The sequence below is a fragment of the Mammaliicoccus stepanovicii genome, assembly GCF_002902525.1.
In the GTDB taxonomy this organism is placed as follows: Bacteria; Bacillota; Bacilli; order Staphylococcales; family Staphylococcaceae; genus Mammaliicoccus; species Mammaliicoccus stepanovicii.
The window spans coordinates 1-226 of the sequence record NZ_PPQZ01000119.1; the positions used below are offsets into that span (position 1 = coordinate 1).

General features: G+C 34.1%; 1 protein-coding gene. It reads left to right on the plus strand.

The annotated features are described in order from the left end of the window. On the plus strand, window positions 1-226 hold a 226-nt coding region (locus CD111_RS12080; protein WP_142380966.1), incomplete at both ends, for an SdrD B-like domain-containing protein.

Sequence of the window (226 nt, forward strand, 5' to 3'; positions counted from 1 at the left end):
AACAAAAACAAATGTTGGAACAGACGATAAAGATTCAGATGGTCAAAAAGTAACAGTTGTCGTCAACAATAAAGATGATATGACAATTGATTCAGGTTTCCATAAATCAGAGCCACCAGTACCACCAACATATAATGTTGGAGACAAAGTATGGGAAGATACAAATAAAGATGGTATTCAAGATGATAATGAACCAGGCATCAAAGATGTAACGGTTACATTAACA